The sequence below is a fragment of the Corallococcus sp. AB049A genome (genome assembly GCF_003668885.1).
Lineage (GTDB): Bacteria > Myxococcota > Myxococcia > Myxococcales > Myxococcaceae > Corallococcus > Corallococcus interemptor.
Window position 1 is genome coordinate 1 of sequence record NZ_RAWL01000630.1, and the last position, 3561, is coordinate 3561.

General features: G+C 73.4%; 3 protein-coding genes. 2 read left to right on the top strand and 1 reads right to left on the bottom strand.

The features are described from left to right. On the top strand, positions 1-1245 hold a 1245-nt coding region (locus D7X55_RS37425; protein ID WP_306437762.1), incomplete at its 5' end, for a hypothetical protein. Here the strand turns inward: D7X55_RS37425 and D7X55_RS37430 are convergent. Further along, positions 1246-2229 carry a hypothetical protein gene (locus D7X55_RS37430; protein ID WP_147468369.1) on the bottom strand — a complete coding sequence of 328 codons (984 nt, stop codon included), beginning with the start codon at positions 2227-2229 and terminating at the stop codon, positions 1246-1248. Positions 2230-2636: 407 nt separating this feature from the next. Between D7X55_RS37430 and D7X55_RS37435 the strand changes: the two genes are divergently transcribed. Next, positions 2637-3380, top strand: coding sequence for a PP2C family serine/threonine-protein phosphatase (locus tag D7X55_RS37435; RefSeq protein ID WP_120549022.1), 744 nt, complete (start codon positions 2637-2639; stop codon positions 3378-3380). Positions 3381-3561: the final 181 nt, after the last annotated feature.

Sequence of the window (3561 nt, forward strand, 5' to 3'; positions counted from 1 at the left end):
GGCCGGTGGTTGCTTGCGCTCGTGCCCCTGGTGCTCGTGGGGGGCGCGTTCTTCTGGTGGCAGGGAGGCGAGGGGGCCGAAGCGCCGGAGGGCGCACCGGAGCCTCCTTCCGCCCCGGTGTCCGACGCCCACGAGGCGGCCCGGGCACCGGCGGAGCGCGGCGGCCAGGCCCTGGCGGCGGCCGAGCCCGCGGCGCCGTCACTGCTCAGCCCGGAGGCCCGCGAGCGCGAGGCCCGCCGGGAGCTGTGGCAGAAGCGGCTGGAGCGCGCGAAGCGCTCGTTGGAGTCCTACGTGGCGGCCACGCGCTACCCGCCCGAGTCGCGGCCCAGCCGCGAGCACCCGGACCAGATGGAGCTGGCGGAGCCGGAGCGCACGCGGCCGCTGAGCCCCAAGGCCGCGGAGGACGGGACCTCCGACGTGCAGCTGCGGCTCAAGCAGGACAAGGTGTTCGTCGTCGGTGACGAGTCCGTGCTCTTCACCGTGGCGTGCGAGGACTCGCGCCGCTCGCCGCGCCCGTGCGAGGTGGTGTCCGCGACGGCGCACGAGGCGGACCACCTGGCGGACGCGGGCGGCATGCCGGGCGTGCCGGTGGCCTTCGGCGATGCCGGCCAGGGCGGCGACGCGGTGGCCGGGGACGGGCTGCTCACCGGGCGCTTCCAGCCGTCGAAGCAGGGCTTCGCCATGTTCTCCGGCACGCTGCGCGTGGCCCTGCGCGTGCGCTCGGGGTCGCTGGAGGACTCGGCGTTCTTCGACGTGCTCTACACGCCCGCGCCGCCGGCCACGTTCACCGGCAGGGTGCGCGAGGTGCTGGAGGGCGGGTCGCTGGACCTGTACCTGGCCGTCCAGGTGCGCAAGGCGGGGCGGTACGTGGTGTCCGGACGGCTGGACGACGAGGGCGGCGTGCCGTTCGCGGTGCTGTCGTTCAACGAGGAGCTGCAGGAGGGGGCGCAGGAGGTGAAGCTCAACGTCTTCGGCAAGGTCGTCGTCGATGACCAGCCCACCTTCCCGCTGACCCTGCGTGACGTGGAGGGCTTCCTGCTCAAGGAGATGGGGGACCCGGACCGCGAGCTGATGGTCACGCTGCGCGGGCCCGTGCACACCACGCGCGAGTACTCGCTCTCGCAGTTCTCGGATGCGGAGTGGAGGAGCCCCGAGCGCGACCGCTACCGGCGCGAGCTGGAGAAGGACGTCATGGAGGCGCAGAAGCAGCTCGACGCCGCGCTCCAGGACACGCCGGAGCCCTGATCAGGATTCGAGCGGAGGCGGCGGGGGCGTCTGGGCCGCGTCGACCTCCACGAGGTCCGCGTCCTGCACGTCCTCGACGTCCGCGGCGTCCACCACGACGCTCGGCTCCGGTTCGGAGACGGGCGCCTCGCGCCGCGCGGGCGGCAGCGGCGTGCCCGTGGACAGCGCCTCCGCGTAGGCCGCGGAGTAGGCGGCCTCCGCCTGGACGGCCTCCATCGTGAAGTCGTCCGCGTCCGCGAGGAAGTCGCTCGATGACGGGGCGGCCTGGGGCGCTTCCAGATTCAGCTCCGGCCCGCTGTCCTCCATCGTGGCCAGGAATTCGTCCGCCTCCTCCGGGACGACGTCCACGTCTCCGGATGCCTGAAGGTCCGCGTCCTCCGTGCCCAGCTCGTTGCTCAGCGCGTCCAGCTCCTCGTCGCTCAGGCCGGACAGGTCTCCGGACTCCAGGAGGAAGAGCAGGTCCTCCGCCTCCTTCGAGGAGACGGTGCTCGGCATGGTGTCCAGGTTCTGCAGCTCCCACGCGGCCGCGTCCGGCGACAGGATGTCGGACGGGTCCATGGAGGGATCCGCCGGCGGGGCCTCCGCGCGGCGCTCCGTCTGCTGGAAGTGGCGCGCCTGGAGCATGGGCGTGGACGCCTGCGGCAGGCCCAGCCGCTGCGCGTACGCGGGCGCGGCGGCTTCGAAGGTGCTCTCCCCCGCGAAGGTGCGCAGGTGGGGGTTCTCCAGCAGCGCGGCGCGGGGCTCCGGGTCGTCCGAGGTGGAGGACGCCGCGTCCGGCGTCAGCCCCAGGTCCGCGAGCAGCGCACCCGCCAGGTCGCCGTCGGCGTCCGCCTTGAAGTCGCTGGCGTCGGAGAAGCCCTTGCGCACCGGCTCCACCGGCGTCATGGGCTCCTGCTTCACCGGCGCGGTGACCTCCAGCTCGGAGGAGATGGACCAGGCCCGGGAGGTGGAGATGCCAGAACCCACGCGGCGGATGGAGGTCATGGTGGTCCTCGGGTGATGGCCCGCAGGTCGGGCGGCTCCTGCATTGTCCGCCGGGCCCGGCGGGAGTTGCTAGGGGGCGCGAGTGGATCCCCATCCGCCACGAGGCCCGGTATCCTACCGGCGCCCATGACTCCCACCCCTGCCGCGAACGTGGACGCCGGACCCGCGTCCTCCCACGAGGTCCGCCCGGGCCTCCGGGGTGTCCCGGCCGTTGAAAAGTCACGGTGGGACGGGGCCGGGACGACCGCAACGTCGCTCGGTGGACAGGAGAGCGTGGGTGCGCGGAGGGGCCGCGAACCCAGGCGTCCTCCAGGGGCGAAAACCCCTTGGGGGCGTCCCGGGCGTGAAGCGGCCGGGCCGTTGGCCTCCCGTTTGCTGTCCGGGAGCCCAGCCAGGAGGCGGTGGTGATGAGATTCGAGTGCGCGGGGCAGACCCACATTGGCCGGCGTCCGCACAACGAGGATGCGTACTGCGTGTTGCCGGAGCGCGGGCTGTTCGTGGTGGCGGACGGGTTGGGGGGCCAGGAGGGCGGAGAGGTCGCCAGCCAGTGCGTGGTGGACACCTTCGCGGGCTTCAGCGACCGGTTGGACCGGGACCGCGACGGTACCTGGCCGGATGCGGTGGACCCCGCGCGAAGCCGCGAGGAGAACTACCTGGCCGCGTGCACGGCGCTCGCCCAGCGCACCCTGCGCGTGCGCCGCGTGGGCAAGCTCAAGGAGATGGCCTCCACGGTGGTGGCGCTCGCGGTGGGCGAGCGCAGCGCGGCGGTGGCCCACGTGGGCGACAGCCGCCTGTACCGCCTGCGCGAGGGCCAGCTGGAGTCGCTCACGCGCGACCACTCGCTCATCGAGGAGCTGCGCGCGGCCGGCCGCGAGCCGCCCGGCAACCCCGCCAACCTGCGCCACCTCATCACCCGCGCCCTGGGCACGGAGAACGCGGAGCCCACCGTGCGGCGTCTGGAGACGCAGCCCGGGGACGTCTTCCTCCTGTGCTCGGACGGGTTGTATGAGCCGCTGGGCCTGGAGGTGTTGCAGGAGCAGCTGCGCGCGCCCGCTTCCGCCCAGGCCGCGTGTGACGCGCTCGTCGCCGCCGCGTACGAGGCCGGGGGCCGCGACAACATCACCGCCGTGGTGCTGCGCGTGGCCGTCTAGCCACCCGCCGCGCCACATGCTGGGAGTGCGAGGCGGTTGAACCCCACAGGTCGGTCCTGACCGCCGACCCGACGCGATGGGTCCGTCAGGACGGCGGGGGAGTCAGCCAGCACAGGGACTTCAATCCTTCGCATCTTCCAGGTTAATCTGGGGCCTCCCCCTCGCGTCTCCCTCCCCCCTC

Coding starts and splice junctions, on each gene's coding strand:
- D7X55_RS37430 (WP_147468369.1), bottom strand. CDS start 2,229: ATGACCTCCATCCGCCGCGTGGGTTCTGGCATCTCCACCTCCCGGGCC.
- D7X55_RS37435 (WP_120549022.1), top strand. CDS start 2,637: ATGAGATTCGAGTGCGCGGGGCAGACCCACATTGGCCGGCGTCCGCAC.